Origin of the sequence: Carboxylicivirga linearis, assembly GCF_018271995.1 — a bacterium.
GTDB classification, from domain to species: Bacteria; Bacteroidota; Bacteroidia; order Bacteroidales; family Marinilabiliaceae; genus Carboxylicivirga; species Carboxylicivirga linearis.
This window is the reverse complement of the sequence record NZ_JAGUCO010000001.1, coordinates 660,528-681,665: the sequence shown is the minus strand read 5'-3', so window position 1 is coordinate 681,665 and position 21,138 is coordinate 660,528. Positions and strand designations below refer to the sequence as shown.

At 35.5% G+C, this 21,138-nt stretch carries 11 protein-coding genes; 8 read left to right on the top strand and 3 right to left on the bottom strand.

The genetic code is table 11. The annotated features are described in order from the left end of the window. Positions 1–28: 28 nt before the first annotated feature. The 5 genes from KEM10_RS03030 to KEM10_RS03010 all read left to right on the top strand — a co-directional run bounded on the left by KEM10_RS03030 (position 29) and on the right by KEM10_RS03010 (position 11,836). The gene (locus KEM10_RS03030; protein WP_212213314.1) at positions 29–3,424 is read left to right on the top strand and encodes a two-component regulator propeller domain-containing protein; all 3,396 of its coding nucleotides are present in this window, start codon (positions 29–31) and stop codon (positions 3,422–3,424) included. A 220-nt stretch (positions 3,425–3,644) separates the two neighbouring features. Beyond that, positions 3,645–5,384 (top strand): BamA/OMP85 family outer membrane protein, encoded by a 1,740-nt coding sequence (locus KEM10_RS03025; protein WP_212213311.1) that lies wholly within the window; start codon positions 3,645–3,647, stop codon positions 5,382–5,384. A 3-nt stretch (positions 5,385–5,387) separates the two neighbouring features. Next, the gene (locus tag KEM10_RS03020) at positions 5,388–9,233 is read left to right on the top strand and encodes a translocation/assembly module TamB domain-containing protein (RefSeq protein ID WP_212213307.1); all 3,846 of its coding nucleotides are present in this window, start codon (positions 5,388–5,390) and stop codon (positions 9,231–9,233) included. A 4-nt stretch (positions 9,234–9,237) separates the two neighbouring features. Further along, complete coding sequence (locus KEM10_RS03015) at positions 9,238–11,445, top strand: tetratricopeptide repeat protein (protein ID WP_244825519.1); 2,208 nt, start codon at positions 9,238–9,240, stop codon at positions 11,443–11,445. Between the two features lies 1 nt (position 11,446). Continuing rightward, entirely contained in the window at positions 11,447–11,836 is a 390-nt protein-coding gene (locus KEM10_RS03010) for a DUF3859 domain-containing protein (RefSeq protein ID WP_212213302.1), read from the top strand. Positions 11,837–12,158: 322 nt separating this feature from the next. Here KEM10_RS03010 and ychF read toward each other — a convergent pair whose 3' ends face one another. The 3 genes from ychF to hisS all read right to left on the bottom strand — a co-directional run bounded on the left by ychF (position 12,159) and on the right by hisS (position 16,498). Then, positions 12,159–13,259 (bottom strand): redox-regulated ATPase YchF, encoded by a 1,101-nt coding sequence (gene ychF, locus KEM10_RS03005; RefSeq protein WP_212213300.1) that lies wholly within the window; start codon positions 13,257–13,259, stop codon positions 12,159–12,161. Positions 13,260–13,399: 140 nt separating this feature from the next. Then, positions 13,400–14,914 carry a histidine ammonia-lyase gene (gene hutH, locus KEM10_RS03000; protein ID WP_212213298.1) on the bottom strand — a complete coding sequence of 505 codons (1,515 nt, stop codon included), beginning with the start codon at positions 14,912–14,914 and terminating at the stop codon, positions 13,400–13,402. Positions 14,915–15,133: 219 nt separating this feature from the next. Continuing rightward, positions 15,134–16,498, bottom strand: a complete 1,365-nt coding sequence (hisS, locus tag KEM10_RS02995) for a histidine--tRNA ligase (RefSeq protein WP_212213296.1) — start codon at positions 16,496–16,498, stop codon at positions 15,134–15,136. A 201-nt stretch (positions 16,499–16,699) separates the two neighbouring features. Here hisS and KEM10_RS02990 point away from each other — a divergent pair, with 201 nt between their 5' ends. The 3 genes from KEM10_RS02990 (at position 16,700) to KEM10_RS02980 (ending at position 21,092) form a co-directional block, all read left to right on the top strand. After that, positions 16,700–18,295, top strand: coding sequence for a T9SS type A sorting domain-containing protein (locus KEM10_RS02990; protein WP_212213294.1), 1,596 nt, complete (start codon positions 16,700–16,702; stop codon positions 18,293–18,295). 134 nt (positions 18,296–18,429) lie between these two features. Then, positions 18,430–20,445, top strand: coding sequence for a tetratricopeptide repeat-containing sensor histidine kinase (locus tag KEM10_RS02985; RefSeq protein WP_212213293.1), 2,016 nt, complete (start codon positions 18,430–18,432; stop codon positions 20,443–20,445). Further along, on the top strand, positions 20,442–21,092 hold the full coding sequence (locus KEM10_RS02980; protein WP_212213290.1) for a response regulator: 651 nt from the start codon (positions 20,442–20,444) through the stop codon (positions 21,090–21,092). The genes KEM10_RS02985 and KEM10_RS02980 overlap by 4 nt, the downstream gene beginning before the upstream one ends. Positions 21,093–21,138 lie beyond the last annotated feature (46 nt).

Genomic DNA, 21,138 nt, shown 5'->3' with positions numbered 1-21,138 from the left:
TAGCCTCACTTTTAATTTTAGAGGTAATATGAAATACTTTAAGGTACTTTGGACAAGTATACTCATTCTATCTTTCAATTGCATAACACCTTGTTATGTTAACGCTAGTAATGCCTCAAATTACAGATTCAATCATCTGAACAATAACGATGGGTTGTCTGACAATTCAATATTTACGATTTTTCAAGACAAAGATGGTTTCATTTGGTTAGGAACATCACACGGTTTAAACAGATACGATGGTTATTCAATAACTACCTTCATGGGCAACAATAAAAGTCCATATTCTTTATCTGAAAACAGAATTCAGGCTTTAACGCAAGATGATAAACAAAACCTTTGGATAGGAACTTCACAGGGGATTGATATACTGAACTTAAGAACAAAACAGATAGATAAACGAATCAATACTAAAACATACCCTAATTTGCCAGATAATAACATCCAGTTCTTACATATGGATTATAGGCATCGCATTTGGGTTGGAACTTCATTAGGTATTGTATTATATGATACATCAAAAGATACTGTTCAGCCTTTAATTCAAGAGAATTATCCTACATTGGATTTAAAAAACAATACTCCAAATTGCATTACCGAGGATAAAAACGGAAATATCTGGATGTCGTCTTCAAATGGCTTGTATCGTTACAACAACAATAATGAAATCTTGAGTCTTTTTAGATTTAAAGGAATTGAAAACGAGCATTTAAACAATATACAGACCATACATTTACAAGATAACCGCTTATGGATAGGAACGCATAGTGGAGAATTCTTTAGCATAAACACGAATTACCCGGTTCAACTCGAAAAGTCAGAAATTTTATCAATAGGTCCCAATGAAGAAATTCCTATCAATTGTATTTCAACTTTTGAGGACCAGGTTTGGATTGGGTCTGTTGGCCACGGCCTATTTATTCATAATCAAACAAATGCAATCACTAGTAGATATATATATGATATCAATAATGATGAATCAATAAGCTGGGATGTTATTCTTAGTTTATTTACCGATCAAAATGGATCGATGTGGATAGGTACTTATGGCAAAGGGTGTGATATATGGCATCCAACATTAAGAAAATTCAAAACCTATAAAAGCAGTTATGAAAATTCGATTGATTTTGAAAGCATTACCGCTATAACATGTGATTATAAGAATCGAATTTGGGTATCGGGGTATGGAAGAAAAAATAATCTTAATATTATTGATCAGTCGAAAAATGACATTACACGATTAAATGTTGTTCGAAACAAACATTTTAATGTCTTCGCAAGAGACCTGGAGTCTGATGGCAGGTTTATATGGGCCTGTCAAATGGAAGAAGACAAACAACTGCTAAAATTTGATGCTGAATCCATAAGGGTAGAAAAGATCATCACCTTAGCAAATGAAGATATTAAACCCATAGAACTAATTGATGACACCTTAAATCAAAAGCTATGGATCGGCACTTTCAATGGCATTACGTCATTCGATAAAAAGTCTAAAAAGATTGAGCATATTAATACCATTCAAGACCAACTAAATATTCCCAGAACCTTAAAAGTCTATTCAATTCTTCAAGAAGGAAAAGAAGTCCTTTGGCTTGGAACTGATAAAGGATTAATCAAATATAACCACATTCATCAAAAAGCCCAGATAGTACAAACAGAAGACCAAAGAGGTTACTATAGAGTGCTAGATATGGTTTGGTTAGATAACCATATTTGGCTGGCTTCGTCCATTGGTCTTCTTCGCTACAATACTAAAACAAACCACATTAAGTACATGGGAGATAATGATAAGCTATTATCAACCCTTACTTTAAGCATCATTCATGATTTAGTAGGTAATTTATGGATTGGCAGTAACCTGGGTATAATTAAGTTTAATCCAACAACAAAAAAAACCACTTTATACACCAAAGATGACGGGTTACAAAGTAATGATTTCTCTCAAGGGGTCAAGTACCTAGATTCAAAAGGTAATCTTTATTTTGGTGGAACAGATGGATTCAATAAAATAAATCCAACCGAATTAATTTCTAACACATTACCTCCTCCTGTGAAAATCACTAAACTTCTTATTCAGAATAAAGAAGTTATTTATGATCCTTTATCAGACAAACCTCAAAAGATTGAGAAAGCAATTGAATATTGCGATAAAGTGGAAATCAAACACTCTGATAATGTTGTTTCATTTGAGTTTTCAGCATTAAATTATATTCAAAGCGATAAGAATCAATATTTCTATAAGCTGGATGGTTTTGAGAAAAACTGGAATAATTCAGGTAACAGACGGTATGTTACTTATACCAATTTGCCACCAGGAACATTTAAGCTAAGAGTAAAAGCTTCGAATAACGATGGGGTGTGGAATGAAAAAGGCGCTGAATTAACTCTCGTTATCAATCCTCCGGTATATAAAACCTGGTGGTTTAGACTGTTATTTATTTCATTTTTAGTTTCTTTATTTATATTCTTCTACTATCTGCGGATTCGTTTATTGAAGAAAGAAGAGGAAAGGCTGAAGCGACAAGTTAAAGAAAGAACCTCATCTTTGCATCAGGCAAATAAAAAGCTGGAAGAGCAAAAAGAAGAAATTACCGCACAAAAAGAGCTTTTAGAACAAAAAAATGAAGAAATAATCACCCAAAACGAAACCTTGGAAGATCATCGTAATCATTTAGAAGAGCTGGTTTCGGTACGAACTAAGGAACTTGAAATAGCCAAAGACAAAGCGGAAGAATCTGATAAACTAAAAACAGCCTTTCTGGCCAATATGAGTCATGAAATTCGAACTCCAATGAATGCCATTATTGGCTTTTCTACCCTTTTACGTCAAGTGGGTTTTTCTGAAGATGATAAAAATAGTTTTATCGATCAGATTCAAACCAATGGAGAAAGTCTTTTGCACCTTATAGATGACATTATTGATCTGGCTAAAATTGAAGCAGGACAATTAAACCTGATATATAAAGAGTTTAATGTCAATGATGTATTACTCGATTTGCTTAATACCTTTCAACACGAAAAATTGAGGTTAAATAAAGCTGACCTTGATTTACGTCTGGTAAATGAATCTTCACCTGATCTGATACTAAACAGTGATCCATATCGACTAAAACAGGTTCTTACCAATCTGCTTAGCAATGCTGTAAAATATACCGATAAAGGAAAAATAGAATTTGGGTATCATAAATACGACGAACTGATTGAATTTTATGTGTCAGACACCGGAATAGGGATAGAACCCAAAAATTTCTCAGCTATTTTTAATCGATTCAATAAAGCTGCCGAGGAAAAAGGTCAGTTGTATAGTGGCACTGGCCTTGGACTGGCTATTTCAAAACAAATTATCGATAATCTGGGTGGTGACATGAGTGTTGAATCAATAGTAGGTAAAGGTTCAAGGTTTAGTTTTACCTTGCCTTTGTAAATAACTATTTAAGTACTTCAATTCGATCAAAGTTTTATATTGAACAAAGGTCCATCATTTTCTATTTAAGTATAATTGCATCAAGCTTAATGGTTGCACATGAAAATGTTTATCTTTGATCTCCTAACTTTGAAGCAATTTGATTCGACAAATAATACTTATACTGCTTTTAATTTTACCTTTCTTTTCTTATTCGCAAGAAAATCTGAAAATAAAAAAGGTGAAATTCAAAGGTAATTCGGCGTTCAATAATCTTAAACTTAAAGAACAAATAAGTTTAGAACCCACTTCTTTTTTTAAAGAAAAAATATTGAAAAAGGATGCCTCTTATTACTCAAAAAATATTTACGAAGATGATGTACAACGACTGATAAGGTTTTATCAGCACGAAGGATACCTTAACGTTCAGTTTGCCCCCCCCTCTTTTGAAATCACAAAAAAAAATAAGGTTATTCTAACCTTTAACATCAATGAAAAAGCTCCAATCATAGTTAAATCAATCGATTATCTAGTAGATTCTACCAAACAGTTATCGCAAGCTCTACCCCGCAAAGAACTTAGGAACATTCGACTTCAGTCAAATTTACGCGAAGAAAATATTTTCAAGGATGAATGGTGCCTGCAAGATCAGCAGCTCATCATCAATCAATTTAATGATATAGGTTATGCCTTTGCAAATGCTGACTTTGATATTTCGGTTGATACCACATCCAACTCCGCTGATATATTATGGCTGGTTGACAAAGGCACCTTAACGCATTTTGGCAAAACTACAATAACAGGTAATAACAGAGTCTCGGAAAAAAACATAAGAAAACAACTCATTTTTGAGGAAGGTGATGTATGGTCGAAGAGTGATATTGACTTAACACAGAAACGTATTTTTAATTTAGGTATGTTTCGGGTAAGCTCTTTAAAAACCTCCCCTTTGAAAGAAGAGAGAGACACCTTACCCATTCAGGTAATTTTAAAAGAGGCCCCAAAATACACAACTCGTTTTGGTGTTGGTTACGGTCGTGAGGATAAATTCAGAGTATTTGGAGAAGTACAACGCTTAGGTTTTATTACAGACATAGGCAGACTAAACGTTAGTGCTAAACACTCAGCGTTGGAACCTTATAATTTCGATTTAAAATTTACACAACCTGCTATTCTTTTTCCCATTAATTCAATAATTATTAATCCATATATTCAAAAACAAAACGAACCAGGATATAGTGTAGAAAAAGAAGGTTTCAATTTTACTTTTCTCCAAAACTTCTCAGATAATTTCAATTCTAATATTAACTTCTTTTTTGAGGATGTAACATTAGATACAACAAACATATCGTCATACGACCCCAGCCAGTTGCCTGAATCTGTTTATTTAAAATCAGGTATTTCGGTTGGTTTTAGCTTTTTCAATGGCGAACCTAAATTAAACCCAATCAATGGACACTCCATTGCTATTAACATTAAAACCAATGGATTGTATATTACCCGTGACATGCCTTTTTATCGAAGCTTATTGGAATACAAAAGATACTGGGGCTTGAACTATGGTCTTACTTTAGCGTTTAAAGGCAAACTGGGAACAGCAAAAGCCACAGACGGATCTGATATAGTACCGGCAGAAGAACGATTCTACGCTGGTGGTGCTCACTCCGTCAGAGGTTGGTCAAGAGCTAACTTAGGACCTAAAAATGCCAATGGCACACCTATTGGTGGTAAGAGTTTATTAGAAGGTAGTTTTGAGGCACGTGTTAATATAACTCCAAAACTAATTATTGCAACTTTTATTGATGCAGGTAATGTATGGGAACCATCATTTCATTACAGACTAAATGATTTGGGGTATGCATCGGGTTTGGGAATAAGATATGATACTCCAATTGGTCCGGCTGGAATTGATTTTGCTCGACCCATTTTTAACGCTGAGAAAAGGTGGCAGATTCATTTTAATATTGGTCATCCATTTTAATATATGATAAAAAAGAGCATTAAATATTTACTGTATGCGGTGGCATTATTGTTGTCTCTGCTTGTATTATTGGTGCTTTTTACTCAAACCCCCTGGTTTGATAAGATTGTAAAAAAACAAGCCATTCAAATAATCAACAACCAATTAAACGCATCCGTATCGATTGAGGAATTAAACAGCAACTATTATGATTTTATTAATTTATTAGGGGTTGAGCTTCGACAAGAAACAGATAGTACCTTAATTACTCAGGTTGATTCAATAAATCTGCAGTTCAATCTTTGGGCTCTATTCAATAAAACAATCGATATAAATTCAGTTAATATCATTGGCTTAAACGGACACTTTGAGCAAGATGAAAATGGTAAATGGAAAGTTGCTGATATTATACCTGCTTCATCCGATACAACTAAATCATCCACTCCATTTTCTTTTACCTTACAGATTGATGCAATTCATCTGATGAATTGGAATCTTACAACTGCTTCATCGATAAAACTCATTCCTGATAGTATACAAAATCTTAACCTGAATGCTTCATTACTATACCAACAAAATATGTTGGATATTCAACTTCAGCAACTGGAATTAACATCATCAAAACCTGACCTATCTGTTAAAAGCATAAAAGGTCATTATAAACAGACGGGTTCATTATTAAGTTTCGACAGTTTATGGATAGAAACCTCGGGTTCGTTATTTGAGGCAAAAGGTAGTTATGATTCAATAAATAACAGTAGTGCTCAATTCATTGCCAATCCAATCAATAACGATGAATTAAAGATATTTGTTCCTTCGGTACAAGTTCCTTCATCTCCTGATGCTGACATTGATTATCTGACTCAAAATGATACAACTTACCTGATTGTTGATTTATCTATTAACAGGGAAAAAATACAATTACAATCACAACTTCTGAATCTGGAAGATTTCTCAAAGCAAAGAACGAATCATATCCCTTTTAATGCAAATATTACTTTTGACAATGTACATCCAGAGAACTGGTGGTTAATGAATAAAACCAATGGCACTTTAAACGGAGCCATTAACCTTAAAGGCTCCCATCTTTTCGACTATAAAACATGGAATAAAATAGACGGAGATCTGACAGGATCAAGCTATTTAGACCATCATTTTCAGATTTTCAAATTTAATGCCCGGCAAAATAACGACAGCATCCAATCCGATTTAATTGCCCAGTCATACTTAGGTAAAGCTGAGGGCAGCATTGAATTGAACAACTATACTACCCATCCATCATACAGAGCTCTCTTAAGAATTGACAGTTTACTCTTAAACAAAATTATATCTGAAGATGCAGGAATAGCAAATGGTTACCTTTCTCTTGAAGGTCGCAACTTCAACATAGATAGCATTGATGCACAAAGTATAATAAGAGTTTATCCAAGCACAATCTATAATATCCCCATTGATTCTGCCAACATTAAGGCCGAACTGAGAAACAATCATCTGGAAATATCACATAGTGAGATATTTGTTCCGAACGGTACGGTTGATGCCGTTGGAGATTTTCAATTAACGTCAAAGCTATTAAATGCCGAAGTTGATTTTTCGTTTGACTCATTGCATTTTATACAACACTTCAACATACCTGAATTAATGTTTGATGAGGCTACAGGACAAATCTCTATTACCGGTAGTGTTGACTCTTTACAATCCAATGGTCAAATCCAGGTGTCGGAATTAAATGGTTTTTCAATATCAAGCAATAGAGTCAATGCTCTTTTTGATGCTCAATTTATTCAAAAACAAATTCAGGCTAATACATCCTTTCAAATACAATCTTTGAAAAACAGTAATATATTGGCAGATTCAATTTATGGAGATCTTAACTATCGTCAAGACAACCTATTAGCAGAGATCTTTGCAATAAAAGATAGCACAGATGCCAAAATTAAAACACAAATACATCTGACTGACACGATAGGAGTTAACCTAAATGAGGTTCGTATTAACACTCCAAAGGTTCGTTATTACACAACTGACACTTTTAACTTTATTCAATACTACAAAAACGAGATTACAATCAAGGATCTGGCTTTAAAAGATGAATTATCACCGCAGTTTGCGGTACGAGCACAAGGATCTTTCGGCGCCAATAAACCAGAAGATTTCCATTTACAGATTGATAATTTTGACCTGAATTCCATCAATCGATATAATCTAATTGATGAACAATTAGGTGGTATATTCTCAATTGATCTGAACCTAACAGGCGAACCACAAAATCCGGAATTAAAATCTTATTTTGACATTAAAAACGGACAATATGATAAAATTCAATTACCTTATATCAAAGGAGACCTTGGATTAAAGAATGATACTTTAGAAAGCAATATTTTCAATCCCCAGCAGAAGAATGTCTTTAAGCTAAGCTTTTTAACACCTGTTACAGCAAAATTCGACACTACAGGTTTCAACTTCGCAATGAGCGACTATTTTGAGGCTTTCCTTCAACTGGACTCGCTCAACATTGCCACCCAAACAGAAAATATAGCCCACATGGATGCCCAGGGAAGAATTGAGGCAAATATTCAGGCTAAGGGATCATATAATAAACCTCTTTTTTATGGCGACTTTAGTTTAATTGATGGGGGTTATAGTAATCCTAGCATAGGTATTGACTACAGAAATGCACAAATAGCCTTAAATTTTGATAGCAACCAGGTTGCTATTGATACGTTTATTGTAAAACGAGATAAAGGATATTTAACCATTACAGGTGAGGCCAGTTTTGATACAAGCTTTGTGAGTGGTCACATTCATAGCTCCACCCTCGAAGCTGATGCCAAGGACTTTTACGTAATAAAACATCGCGACTATTCGGCACTTATTGATGCCAAAAGCTTTTATCAAGACATTAATGATACCGCCAAGTTTGGAGGTCAGATAAAGGTACTCCGATCTGAATTTTACCTTCCTGCCTTCACCGAGACCGAAGAAAATAACACAGCTCGAGAAGTACCTTTATTGGTACAGGCTACCAGTTCTGTTGATTCGGTTACCAATTCAACCAGACAAATTAAATTAAAAAAGAAAGATGAAGAGGAATCTTCGCTATTCATTAAAAATCTGCAGGGGCGATTAGAACTGGAGATACCTCGCAACACCTGGCTTAGAAGCGAAGACATGAGTATTGAAATATGGGGAGATCTTGAGATAGAAAAAAGTAATCCGTATTTTGAATTATATGGTGAGGTTGGTATCAACCGGGGACACTATATTTTATATGGAAAAAAGCTCGTCATTAACGAAGGACAGTTGACCTTTCAAGGTGGAGAAAAAATCGATCCGATCCTTGATTTTCAGGCAACATACACCTATCGGGGTCCGGATAAAGAAAAAAGAAACCTGAAACTATTAGTTAGTGAGAAACTGTCTGAACCATCTATCGCATTTACTCTTGACGGTGTCTCAATTCCTGAAGGCGATGCTGTTAGTATTTTGATCTTTGGAAAAACAATGGATGAATTATCTTATTCAGGTCAGAATGGAATTGCCGGCTCTATTGGTACCGACATGTTGGCCAAAGCTGTAACTTCACAGCTGAGTAAAACATTAGGAACCCGTTTTAATCTTGACATGATTGAGGTAACAGCAACAGAGAACTGGCAAAGTGCTGCTTTTGTAGTGGGTAAATATGTCACCAACGATCTGTTTGTCATCTATCAGCGAGGCTTCGGAGAGACAGACGGTGATGAGATCACACCCGAGATGATCATACTTGAATATGAATTAAATAGAATTTTATTTGTGAGATTACAGAGCGGGAGTTCCAAAGAATCAGGTTTTGATGTAATTTTGAAGTTCGAATCTAAAAACGATTAAGGTGATGATTAATTTGCGCGAATTAAAAACCAAGCACAATGCCATTTGTAAAAAACTAGCTTCGAAACGTATTAAGGATAGCCTTGATATGATTGAAGAACTGGTTAAAGATGCACATGACGGTGACTTAATTGATACTCACTATAATCTGGAATTTACCTATAAGAATATGCTGCGCTATACGGTTGAAGGAATTACAGACCCTGAGCGTCAGAAAATATACAACCACCTTGTAAAAGATGTTTACAGCCTAGCTGATCGGGCCTATAGTAAACTAATGTTAAAGTACTCCAACGATTTCATTTATGAATTACGCCGCAATAATGCAACAACTCAATTAAGCAGTTTACTGGAGGAATTTACTCAGCTTTGGAGCAATGTTGAATTACAGAAAATTGTTAATTCAGAAGCGGAAAATGATCAGGAAATACTACACATTAGCCTTAGGCTTTTTCAGTACTTATGGAGTTCGCCTGAATTAAAGGAATCTGACATCGAGAAACTTAGACAATTTTTCTCTAATGAAACATATCCTTGGCACATAAAAAGCCAGCTTGTTGGTGGCATCAACCTGGCCCTTTTGAATTCCTTTATTCCTGAATACATGGATCTATTAATGGATTTGGCCAATCATAAAAATGATGTTATCAGTTCCAGAGCAATTACCACTATAATTATTGCCTTTGCAAAATATGATGCCCGATTACCATTAAATCCGCAATTACATTCTCGTTTTTCGATGTTGGTTGAAGAAAAAAAATGGAATACGCTGATTCAAAGTATCATCATTCAATTAATTAGAACCAGAGAAACAGAACGAATTTCGCAGAAGTTACATGACGAGATTTTACCTGAGGTAGTAAAAATGCAACCCAAATTAAAAGATAAGCTTGATTTGGAGAACATGCTTAGTGAGAATCTAACTGATGATAAAAACCCGGAATGGGAAGATTTTTTCAAAGATTCGCCCAATCTCATCTCAAAAATGGAAGAATTAACCCAATGGCAAATGGAAGGGGCTGACGTTTTCTTATCTACTTTCAAACACCTGAAGCATTTTTCTTTTTTCAATTCTTTTGCCAATTGGTTATTGCCATTTTATCCAACCCATCCCGAAATAAAAAAAGCACTGGATGCTGAAAGTGATGTATTTAAAAGTTCATCGCTGCTCGACAATTTATCAGATTCAAGATTTTTATGCAACTCTGATAAATACTCTTTAATGCTGAGCATACCACATATGCCATCGATGCAAAAAGACTTAATGGGGCAAATGTTTTCGGCAGAAATAGAGCAGATGGCCGAAATCAATAAAGATGAAAAAGCATTAAAAGCACACCAAGGCAAATTAATTGCTTCTAATCAGTTTATTCAGGATTTATACCGATTAGTAAAAGTACATCCACAACGTCATCAACTGGAAGACATATTTGCCCAACGGATGGACTTCCATAATAAGTGGTTCTTTAAGACGTTATTGACCGATAACGCTTCGCTAAGAGAACTGGCTGAGTATTATTTCAAAAAAGAATATTACGATGAAGCCAATGATATTTTTACAACTATTTACGAGAAAGATAAAACAGCCGTTGATATCATTCAAAAAATTGGCTTTGGTTATCAGAAACTGAATCAATTCGATAAAGCGTTGAACAAGTACCTGCAGGCCGATTTAATTGGAGCCGAAAGTGTTTGGAATAAAAAGAAAATTGCTCTTTGCTACCGTCATCTGAAAAACCAGGAAAAAGCATTACAATACTACAAAGAAGCTGAAAATATTGATCCTGAAAATCTTCCAACACAAGCATCCATTGGAAACTGTTACCTTGAACTGGAACAATATGAGGAGGCCCTTAAATACTATTTCAAAGTAGAATATCTTGATCCGGGTAATCACAAAGTTGGAAGAGCCATTGGTTGGTGTTCTTTTGTTTTAGGCAAGTTTGATCAGGCTGAGAAGTATTACAACAAGTTATTGGTTGCAGAAACCAACAAACACGATTTAATTAATCTGGGTCATACCCTTTGGTGTAAAAAGCTCCGAAAAGAAGCATTAGCCAGTTATCAAAAAAGCATTAAGCAACCCAAACATTCATTTCAAGAGTTTTTAGAAACATTCCAGGAAGACATTCCTCATTTATTAAACCACGGCATCGAAAAGCAAGATATTCCTTTAATGTTGGATCAAATCCGATACTCATTAGAAGACTAGTATGGCAAAAAAGAAAATAACTCACGAATTATATAGTTACGGAATTTACGATCGGTGGGAACGTCAGTCAAAAGACCTTCCAAAACTACTGGAAATCACAGATCGTATACCTATTAAAGATGATATAGAATTTGGCTACGTACTTAAAATTAAAGGTGCCAAAGGCAAAAAATTAGAATTTAAAATTGATCACCCCCCCTTTAAAAATGACAAAGGAGAAACGGAACCACCATTTACAGGTGAATACTACATTAATTCTAATACGTATGAATTTTTTCTTGGTGATACTGTGTGGGAGCCATTTGAGAATAAAGCAGGTGAATGGAGGCTCTACACTTGGATGGATGGAAAGCTGATTGCAGAGAAAAGACTAATCCTTTACATGGATTAATTCATAAGCACCATTATCAAAAACATTACAAATCCTAATAACGCGGCGATCAATACTACTTCAATTATCGAATAGATGAAGATCTTCCGCTTCAATTTCAGAGTTAAATCACTTTCCTTTTTCATTCTTTTCGATTCTTTTTTGGTCATAATTTACTTACAAACATAGTCGGCATTTTCCTAATTTGCACGCGCTTTAACAGTTATTAACGTTAGATTGACATTTTTTAACCGGTATAGGTTTCGATTTGTATTTACAAAATATTATATACAAAAAAGGTCCCACTTAAGCAGAACCTTCTAAATAGATATGATTTTCAATATTATACATTAAAACGGAAGTGCATAATATCACCATCCTGCACAACATATTCTTTTCCTTCAATACTCATCTTTCCTTTTTCCTTACATGCTTGTTCCGATCCTAATGTTACAAAATCTTCATATTTAATAACCTCGGCTCGAATAAAACCTTTTTCAAAATCGGTATGTATCACACCTGCTGCCTGTGGGGCCACATATCCTTTATGAAAAGTCCATGCTCTAACTTCCTTAACCCCAGCTGTAAAATAAGTTTGTAACTCTAAAAGGTTATAAGCTGATCGAATTAATTTAGCAACACCAGATTCTTTCAATCCCATGTCTTCTAAAAACTCCTGACGCTCTTCAAAAGTTTCCAGCTCAGCAATCTCCGATTCTGTTTTGGCAGCAATCATCAATATTTCAGCATTCTCATCTTTTACGGCCTCCTTTACTGCTTCAACGTGCTCATTCCCGTCAATTACCGAATCTTCATCCACATTACACACATACATTACTGGTTTATTTGTCAGTAAGTATAAGTCTTTAGTAACTTTTTCTTCGTGCTCGGTTAACTCAATTGTGCGAGCCGACTTACCATTTTCTAATGCTTCTTTGTATTTGTAAAGAACCTCTACTAATTTTTTTGCATCCTGATCTTTAGAAGCCTTAGCAGCTTTTTCTGTTTTTTGCAGACGAGCATCTATGGTCTCCAAATCTTTAAATTGAAGCTCCATATCGATAATCTCCTTATCACGAACCGGATCAACCGATCCATCAACATGCGTAACATTATCATCATTGAAACAACGAAGTACGTGTATAATGGCATCTGTTTCACGAATATTGGCAAGGAACTTATTACCTAATCCTTCTCCTTTACTGGCTCCTTTTACCAAACCGGCAATATCTACAATCTCAACTGTTGTTGGTTGAACACGCTGAGGCTTTACTAACTCTTCCAACTTTACTAATCGTTCGTCGGGAACCGTAATAACACCCACATTGGGTTCAATTGTACAAAACGGAAAGTTTGCCGATTGAGCTTTTGCATTCGACAAGCAATTAAATAAGGTTGATTTACCCACATTTGGTAAACCCACTATTCCACACTGTAATGCCATATGATGAAATTTACTTTGCTAAAATTCAGCCGCAAAAGTACTGCAATTTTCATTAGGTAAAAAACCTGAGCTGTAGAAAAATAAAAAAGGAATGCCCTTAATTGTGAACATTCCTTAAAAATATTGGGATAATTTGTTTCTTATTTCTCTGCTGTATGAAATTCATCAAACCTTCCGTTTTGAAGGAAATCGACACTTTTTTGAATTTCTTTATACATGATTTTATCTTCCTCAACAAAAGTTACATACTCGCGATATTGCGCTAAGAAACTCTCGAGATATTCAGACGTTTTAGCCGGACGACGAAACTCCATTGCCTGCGATGCATTAAACAATTCCATTGCTAAAACACGTTCAACATTGTCGGCAATTTTTAATGCTTTAGTAGCAGCATTCCCTCCCATACTCACATGATCTTCCTGCTCATTGGAAGATGGAATACTGTCAACCGAAGATGGCGTTGCCATTTGCTTATTTAAACTAACAATTGATGCTGCCGAATATTGAGGAATCATAAAACCACTGTTCAAACCAGGATTGGCAACCAAAAATTCAGGCAATCCGCGTTCTCCAGAAATTAAACGATAGGTACGACGCTCAGAGATACTACCAATCTCACTCATGGCAATTCCTAAAAAGTCCATTGCCAAAGCCAAAGGCTCACCATGGAAGTTACCTCCTGAAATAATCATATCATCTTCAGGAAAAACAATCGGATTATCAGTTACCGAATTAATTTCCGTTAATACCACTCCAGCCACATAGTTGATCGCATCCTTAATGGCTCCATGCACCTGAGGCACACATCGGAATGAATACGGATCCTGAACATGTTTTTTATCGCGGGTAATTAACTCACTTCCTTCCAAAATAGCTTTAACATTTCGAGCTGTCTCCATCTGCCCCTTATGCGGACGAATAGTATGCAACTGCGGGAAGTAAGGTTCAATACGTCCGTCAAAAGCATCCAATGATAAAGCTGCTATGATATCAGCATACTTCGACAGACGGAAAGCCTTCAACAAAGTATACACAGCATGCGAACTCATAAACTGAGTTCCGTTTAATAAAGCCAAACCTTCTTTAGCCCCCAGTTTAATAGGTTGCCATCCTTTTTCATTTAAAACATCAATGGCCGGACGTGTTTCGCCATTGTAATGCACATCTCCTTCACCAATCAATGGCAAAAACAAGTGAGCTAAAGGAGCCAAATCACCTGATGCTCCCAATGATCCTTGTTCAAACACAATCGGATAAATATCATTATTAAAGAAATCGATCAAACGATTAACAGTAGCCAGTTGCACACCTGATTTACCCAGGCTTAAAGCATGAATCTTCAGAATCAGCATTAACTTCACCACATCGCGTGGCACTTCGCGACCAATACCACAGGCATGGCTCTTCACCAGATTCTCTTGCAATCGGCTCAAATCATCTTTGGAAATTGAGATGCTATGCAAGGCACCAAAACCAGTATTGATACCATAAACCGGTCCATCTTCTTTGGCTATTTTATCATCAAGATACTTTTTACAAGTCTGAATCAATTCAACTGATTCATCAGACAATTTTAAATGATATCCTTCGGAAAGAATGGTTTCGATTACTTCGAAAGTTAAAGGCTTGGTTGAAATTTGATATATTTTACTCATAAGTGAAATTACAATACAATGATATTAATGAATCGATAGATTTGCGTTGAAAATATTTATCGGTATTCAACATGCAATTTAAGAAGTACCTGAATCAAGGGCAACGAATATCGCCACCAAAAGAGCTAATAATCAGATTACTGTTTTTTAAAATTCTACCCATAAAAAAGCGGATAAAGTAAATAAATACCTTATCCGCAAAAGTATGTAATTTCGTTTTTAGATGCTGATGACTTTTATCAATTCGTCAACACCCAATTTGCTTTGTTCACCTGTTTCCATATTCTTCAAAGTCACTACACCTTCTTGTCGTTCTTCCTCGCCAGAAAGCACAACAAAAGGAATTTCTTTTTTGTTGGCATAGTTCATCTGCTTCTTCATTTTGGCATTATCTGGGAATAATTCAGCGTTAATCCCTGCCTTACGAATTTGCGAAAGGATACCTAAGGCATACAACTCATCCTCACCTCCAAAATTCACAAACATAGCACGTGTTTTGGCTCCATCGGCTTTAGGGAATAATTCCAACTGGTTCATTACATCGTAAATACGATCGGCACCAAAAGAAATACCTACACCCGAAACATCTTTCAAACCGAAAATTCCGGTTAAATCATCGTAACGACCACCACCGGTAATACTTCCAATAGCAACATCTTTAGATTTTACTTCAAAAATAGCACCTGTATAATAGTTCAATCCGCGAGCCAATGTCAGATCCAACTCCACTTCCAAATCAAGATTTAAAACATCCAGATAATTCAAAACAGTCTCTAACTCATCTACACCTTTCAATCCAACCTCAGAAGCAGCTAGTACTTCACGCAATTTGGCAACCTTTTCTCTATTGGTTCCGCTCAACATGATGATTGGCTGTATGGTTTGAATAGCTTCTTCGGATAATCCTTTTGAAGCCAACTCTTCGTTTACTTTTTCCAAACCAATTTTATCCAACTTATCAATGGCAACGGTAATATCAACAATTTTATCAGAAGCATTGATGATTTCGGCAATACCAGAAAGTACTTTACGGTTATTCAGTTTTAACACTACATTGATGTTTAAAAGCTGATAAACCTCATCAACAATCTGAATCAACTCCACTTCATTCAGCAAGGAATTACTTCCAACTACATCCACATCGCACTGAAAAAATTCGCGATAACGACCTTTTTGAGGACGATCGGCTCTCCAAACAGGTTGAATCTGATAACGCTTAAAAGGAAAAGAGATCTCATTTTGATGCTGAACAACGTAACGAGCAAAAGGAACCGTTAAATCATATCGAAGTCCTTTTTCGCTCAATTGAGTTATCACCTTATTCGAAGCTTTTTCGGCCAGCAATCCAGCATCGGCTTTTTTTAGATAATCTCCCGAATTCAATATTTTGAATAATAATTTATCTCCTTCTTCACCATATTTACCTAATAAGGTTGATAGATTTTCCATGGCAGGAGTTTCAATAGGTAAGTATCCATACTTCTGAAAAACAGATTTTACCGTATCGAAAATGTAGTTACGTTTCACCATCTCCACAGGCGAAAAATCCCTGGTACCTTTAGGTATACTTGGTTTCTGAGCCATATTCTTGTTTCGTTATTATCGTAATTTATTGAGCTGCAAAGATACTAAAGCTTATCGAAACTTAATATTTAAGCGGAAAAGGTATTTAGATTTTTTTGAAATCTTAATAATCCAGACAATATCAACTACCTACAATTAGGTATTTATTATGCATAAATATCCTAATATATTTGAGTTATGTTAATTATAAACCCATTTATTATGAACAAACTTTTTACCCTTCTCGCATTATTCGGTATGCTTTCAATTGCATATTCAGAAAACAATACCACCGCAGCATATGATGGTGGTGACGGAACAGAAAATGATCCTTTTCAGATTGCCTCACTTGATCAACTTAGAACACTTTCTGAAACAGTTGCTGACTGGGATAAGCATTTTATCTTAACTTCCAACATCGATGCCAGTGCTAGTTCGACATGGAACAGTAGCAATGGTTTCTCGCCCATTGGTAATAAAACAAACAACTTCACTGGTTCGCTGAACGGACGGAATCATACGATTAGCGGATTAACTTGCAATGTACAATATACCGATTACCGGGCTTTATTCGGTTATATTATAAATGCCTCAATCATTAATGTTGGAATGAAAGACTGCAATGTAAAAGGCAAAGAATATACAGCTACTCTGGTAGGATATGCCAACCAGTCAATTATTAGTAACTGTCATGCAACAGGTGGATTAGTACAGGGCGCAAACGGCAATACCGTAGCAGGATTAATTGGGATGGCAACCACATACAGCGAGGTTACCTATTGTTACACTAACCTGGAGATTCAGACAGGATACGGTTATACAGGTGGCTTAATGGGAAGTTTGGTAGGTAGTTCATCTATGAGGTACTGTTTCTCTTTTAACAGCATAAACAGCACAGGAGGCTATGGAGCAAAATCATTTGGCGGATTGGTTGCTCAGAACCAGACTTCCACTATTGAAGATTGTTACTCACATGCCTCTGTTCATGGTTATCAATGGGTAGCAGCCTTTGCAGGTAGAAATTACTCAAACGAAACCACTTTTGCATCTATCTCCAACTGTTATGCCACAGGTAATGTGAGCGGAACTTACACAACTGCCGGCTTTATTGGCTCCAACGAAGGAGCATCAACAGCAACGAATTGTTATTTTGATACCGAAACAACAGGCCAAACAAATGCAATAGCAATCGACGAAAATTCCCAGACAGCATCAGGTTATGAAACCTCAATGTTTTCCGATGCTGATAATTTTCCCGGGTGGGATTTTGATGAAATATGGGTGATTAAAACTGTGACTGAATATGATGCTAACCCACGACCATACCTCCAATGGCAATTTGGTTATAATTTAAACTTCGTAGCTGATGGAAACGGAAGCATAAATGGAGAAACAATTCAGATTGTGCAACGTGCCGATAACGCATCAACTGTTGAAGCTATACCTGATGCTTCAAGTGAATTTATAGAATGGCAAGCTGAAGACGGCACTTCATATTCAACCGAAAATCCACTTACCATTCAAAATGTAACATCCAACTTAAATCTTACAGCTGTATTTTCAATCACTACTAATATTGAAACATCCTCAGGTACAGGTACACTAATCTATCCAAACCCAACTAAAGGAGACCTGTTTATCAAAGCTGAAGGAATCAAAAATGTAGAATTAATGAATCTCAACGGATCGGTTATAAACATTTTCAACATTAGCGAGAACCAAGATCACATAAACCTATCAGACTATGGAAAAGGTCTATACATTGTAAGAGTGACAACTACAAAGGGATCGTTTTCTAAAAAAATAATTGTCGAATAGAATTAATAAGGATAGGGTTAAATAGCAACCGCGTTGCACTAACAAATTACGTCAACGCGGTTGCATTACTTCCTAATCAGCAACAACTTGAATACCCATTTATAAATCCTTACATTTGAATAAAAGGACAATCTATGAAACCAAAACCTCAAGATCACTTTATGTTTGTCCATTCTCTTAAATTAATTCCGTTTTACTCTTTAAGAATAACACTATCGTTTGTATTCCTTGCTTTTATCCCCTTATTTATTTATGCTAATAATGCCGAAATAGACAGTTTACAATCAAAACTCAAGAATTGTACAAACGACTATGATCTAGCCCAAACCAACCTACATCTATCAAAACTTTATGAGCGAATTGACTTAAATCTTGGGAAAAAACATGCTCTGGAAGCTTTACACTATCAATCAAACGATTCGATTCTTGCCGAAACATATAATCAGCTTGGACGCAATTATTTTTATCGAACGCAACTTGATTCAGCCATCTATTATTTTGAAAAAACAAAAGACCTACTAACGAATATTGGGAACACAGAGCGTGCTTCTATTGTAGATATTAGTTTGGGTGCTATTTATTTGCGACAAGGCAATTACAACCTGACTATTGAAATATTAACTGAAAGTGCTACGTATTTCGAAGAAGTAGAGGATGACCTGAATGCTGCCAAATGTTACAGCAATATTGCCAGCGCAATGGCAGAGCTTGGAAAATATGATAAGGCTATTGAATTTAGCAATAAAGCTTTGAGCATTTTCAAAACAAATAACCTGACTCAATATCAACTCATAACTTTACCGAATCTTGCTGCGCAATATTATAAAGTTGGCGATACGGTTACTGCCATTAAATATAATTTGGAAGCCGAAGAACTAGCTAAAAAGCAAGATAATACACGATCGCTTTCAATCATTTATAATAATTTGGGAAGTATTTACCTGGATAAAGATCCTGAAAAAGCTAAATACTATTTGAATAAAACCATTGCTTTAAAAAAGCAATTAAACTTGGTAACAGGCTTGGAAGTTACCCTAGGAAATCTGGGATATATTCATTTAAAAAATAAAGAATTCACGAAAGCCTTACACTATTACAATCAGGTAGCTGAGAAAGTAAATGGTACACAACTGGTTTTTGCTTACGACCAAATCGCAAAATGTTATAAAGGATTAAATCAATTTGCAAAAGCACTGAACTATGCCGAACTCTCAAGAACTCTCAACGATAGTTTAATGAATGCTCATGACCAGAAAGTATTCAATGAAATTCAAACCAAGTACGAAACTCAAAAAGCAAAACGCGAGCTGTCTGAACTTCAGGTAACCAATCTAGAGATTGACATAGCGCGAAACCGAAATCGTATTTTTTTGTTTATTGTACTTGCCTTGCTCATTGTTTCTTTGCTCTTTGGATACATCCACCAAATATGGACTAAACGCAAGCAGTTACTCATCAAACAGGAGTTTAAAATTAAAGAACAGGAAGTAGAACAAATTCTCAAAAGACAAGAACTTCAAGGTATTGATGCCATTATTGACGCACAGGAAAAAGAAAGGAGCCGAATTGCCAACGATCTTCATGATAATCTGGGAAGTAAAATTGCCACTCTTAAATTATACATCGAGGGTATAAAAGCCTTGCCTGATGAGAGTATTGACCAGATAAAACCCGAACTTGACCACCTGCAATCTTTATCTGAGGATACTTATCAGGAAATCAGAAAAATTGCGCACAACAAAAATACTAATGCATTAATTGCCAAGGGGCTGATCACTGCAACTCAAACAATTGCAAACCAGATTTCAGAAAGCAATCAATTGCAAATTGAAGTTATTAATGTAGATGTTGATGATAAAATAAATATTAATTCAACCATTGAAATTCAGCTCTTCAGAATAATTCAGGAACTACTAACGAACGTCATCAAGCATGCCAAAGCATCAGAATGCATTATTCAATTCTCTATCGACGAAAATCAGCTGGTTTTAATACTGGAAGATAACGGAACAGGATTCGATATTAAAGAAATAAAAATAGGATATGGTCTTACAAATATCGAAAAGCGGATTGATAAACTAAACGGTCAGTTTAATATTGACTCTGCTAAAAACAATGGAACTACAGTAATATTAAAGGTGCCTTTATGAGTATAAAAGTTATCATTGCCGACGATCATCAGTTATTTATAGATGGCATAAAATCGATACTAGCCCCTGTCAACAACATTACCGTTATTGCAGAAGCGTGCAATGGATTTGAATTAATAAAACATCTCGAAAATGGATTAACGCCGAATCTTATCATTACAGATATTAGAATGCCTGTTATAGATGGCGTCTCCGCTACCAGAGCTTTATCTAAAGATTTTCCTGAGATACCTATTCTAGCTTTGTCAATGTATGATCAGAGTGCTGATGTTATTGAAATGCTGGATGCAGGAGCAAAAGGCTATATTACTAAGAATGTCGAACGAAATGAGCTCCTGACTGCCATAAAAACTGTTATTCGCGGCGAATATTACTTTAGTAAAAAACTACCTTTAAACGTTGAAGATTGGAAGAAACAAAGAGTGAATGCTGAGCTTGGGAAGCTTACCAAACGCGAGAACGAAATACTTGAGCTAATTGCAAAAGGAAGAAGTACTCTGGAAATTGCCCAGCAACTAAAAATTAGCAAATTCACCATTGACACTCATCGCAAAAACATTCATAAAAAACTTGGTATTAAGTCTAATGCAGGTTTAGTTAATTACGCATTAAAAGAATCTGATCTAAAAAGTTCCTTTGACCAATAGTCCTCACAAATTTTATCTAAAATTTCAGATGCGTGTTTAAACCAAT